The sequence below is a fragment of the Rhizobacter sp. P1_G5 genome (assembly GCF_056405435.1).
Genome location: NZ_JBFUCB010000734.1, coordinates 1 through 2,741, shown reverse-complemented (window position 1 = coordinate 2,741; position 2,741 = coordinate 1). Strand labels below are relative to the sequence as shown.

The window sequence follows — 2,741 nt, the reverse complement described above, 5'->3', positions numbered from 1 at the left end:
CCCTGTACTACCGCGACAGCGACTTCAAGACGGTGGAGCGGCTGAAGGCGCTGGCGGCGCAGCGTGGCGTCAGCCCGGCGACGCTGGCCTATGCGTGGCTGCTGCACCAGCCGGGCGTCAGCGCGCCGATCATCGGCGCCAGCAAGCTGCCGCAGCTCGACGAGGCGGTGGCGGCCGCCGAGCTGTCGCTGTCGCCGGACGAATTGCGGGCGCTCGGCGAAGGCTACGAGCCGCACCCGATCGCCGGGCACCAGTGATCCGTCGTCGCTGATCGCAGTTCGTCGCGAAGTTCCACCGATTCGTCGGGCCGGTTCACTGCTCGGCCCCCCCAATCTGCAGTCTGTCGCAGACCTTGTCAGACCGTACGGGGCCGAATCTACACTCCCGCCCATGAATACAGCACACAACGATCACGGCGCCGCCTCACACGGGCAGCAGCCGGTGGGCGGAGGATCATCACGGACCTCCCGGCGTGGACTCTGGGTGGGCGGCGCGATCGGCGCGGTGGTCATCGTCGGCCTCGTGCTGGCGCTGGTGCCCGGCCGCAGCAACGGCTCGAAGGAGGGCGGCGACAAGAAGAAGGAGCCGGCGCTCGTCGCGCTGGAGTTCGTCGCGTCCGAGGTCGTGCAGCCGAAGCAGCTCGCGATGCCGCTGGTGGTGGAGTTCTCCGGGCCGCTGGTCGCACCGCGCACCGCGGTGATCCGCGCCAAGGCCACCGGCACGCTGCTCGAACTGAAGGTGGCCGAAGGCAGCCGCGTCAAGGCCGGCCAGCTGCTCGGCGACATCGACCTGGCCGACCTGCAGAGCCGCGTCGCCGACCGCTCGGCGTCGGTCGAATCCGCCCAGGCAGCCCTGGTCGAGGCCGAACGCACGCATGCCGCCAACGTCGGCCTGTCGGCGCAGAACTTCATCTCGCCGACCGCGCTGCAGTCGTCGCAGGCCCGCCTCGATTCGGCGCGCGCGCAGCTCAAGTCGGCGCAGGCCCAGCTGGCCACCACGCGCGTCGGCGTCAGGGAGGCCGCGCTGGTCGCGCCGATCTCCGGCATCGTCGGCAAGCGCCATGTGGTGCCCGGCGAGAAGGTCAGCGCCGAGCAGCAGCTGCTGACGGTGGTCGATCTGTCGACGCTGGAGCTCGCCGGCACCGTCGGCACGCACGAGGTGTCGCTGCTGAAGCCCGGCCAGCCGGTGCAGGTGCAGGTGGAAGGGCAGGGCCAGCCGGTGCCGGGCCGCATCGACCGCATCGCCCCCGCCGCCGAGACCGGCACGCGTGCGATCGGCGTGGTCGTGGTGCTGGACAACCGCCAGGAGCTGTTCCGCGCCGGCCAGTACGCGCAGGCCCGCGTGGTGCTGCCCGACGAGGCGCCGCGCCTCACGCTGCCGATCAGCGCGGTCGGCCAGGCCTCGGGCCAGGATTTCGTCTGGACGCTCGAGAAGGACGCGCTGGTGCGCCGCATCGTGATCACCGGCCGCAAGGATGCCGCGAGCGACCGCATCGAGATCGCCAAGGGCCTCGCGGCCGACAGCCAGGTGCTCGGCGCGCGCTTCGACAACCTGCGCGAAGGCCAGCCGGCGAAGATCGTCACGCAGCGCACGGCGCCGAAGGCCGCTTCCGCGACGTCGGCGGCCTCCGCCGTCGCCAGTTCCTGATCCTGGAGACCGACCGCCATGTGGTTCACCCGCGTCTCCATCAACAACCCCGTCTTCGCGACGATGATCATGGCCGCGCTGTGCGTGCTCGGCCTGTTCTCGTACAGCCAGCTGCGCGTCGAGCGCCTGCCCGACATCTCGCCGCCGATCGTCTTCGTCAGCGTCGCCTACCCGGGCGCCTCGCCCGACGCGACCGAGACCGAGCTGACCCGCCCGATCGAGCTGGCGCTGAACGGCATCGCCGGCGTGAAGATGATCCGCTCGAACAGCTTCGAGGGCCGCAGCGAGACGGTCGTCGAGTTCCAGCTCAGCGCCGACATGACGCGCGCGGTGCAGGACGTGCGCGACAAGGTCGCGGCGGTGCAGCCGGTGTTCCCGCGCGACGCGAAGACGCCGTTCGTCTCGCGCTTCGACGGCGACAACGCGCAGCCCACCGTCTACCTGTCGCTGCTGGCGCCCGACCGCAGCGCGCGCGAGCTCTCGCTGCTGGCCGACCAGGTCGTGCGCAAGCGGCTGGAGCGCTCGGCCGGCGTGGCCCGCGTCGACGTCGGCGGCATGACGGTGCGCCAGGTGCGCATCGACCTCGACCCGCAGCGCCYGCGCGCCTACCAGCTGACGCCGGCCGACGTGTCCGCCGCGCTGCAGCGCGCCAACGCCGACATGCCGGTCGGCCTGCTCAGCAGCGTGAAGGAAGACGCGATCGTGCGCGTCGAGGGCAAGGTGCGCGATGCCAAGGCCTTCGCCGACGTGGTGGTCGCATCGCGCAACGGCATGGTGGTGCGGCTGGCCGACCTCGGCGAGCTGGTCGAGCGCGAGCGCGAGCCCGATTCGCTGTCGCGCGTCGACGGCGTGCCGGCGGTCTCGTTCCAGGTCTACAAGCAGCAGGACGCCAACATCGTCGAGACCGGCGCCGCCATCAAGGAGGCGGCCGAGGAGCTGCGCAAGAGCCTGCCGCCAGGCGTCGAGCTGAAGCTGGTGTACGCCGACAGCGACTGGGTCGAGCGCAGCCTGACGGGCGTCAAGCACACGCTGGTCGAGGGCGCGCTGCTGACGATCGCGATCGTGTTCCTGTTCCTGCACAGCTGGCGCAGCAC

The 2,741-nt window shown here is 71.4% G+C and carries 3 protein-coding genes; all 3 read left to right on the top strand.

The window, feature by feature from the left end; genetic code table 11:
• Positions 1–257 (top strand): aldo/keto reductase (locus tag AC1D12_RS30225; protein WP_477844937.1); only part of this gene is annotated, 257 nt, incomplete at its 5' end.
• A 226-nt stretch (positions 258–483) separates the two neighbouring features.
• Positions 484–1,647, top strand: a complete 1,164-nt coding sequence (locus AC1D12_RS30220) for an efflux RND transporter periplasmic adaptor subunit (RefSeq protein ID WP_477844936.1) — start codon at positions 484–486, stop codon at positions 1,645–1,647.
• An 18-nt stretch (positions 1,648–1,665) separates the two neighbouring features.
• Positions 1,666–2,741 (top strand): efflux RND transporter permease subunit (locus AC1D12_RS30215; RefSeq protein WP_477844935.1); only part of this gene is annotated, 1,076 nt, incomplete at its 3' end.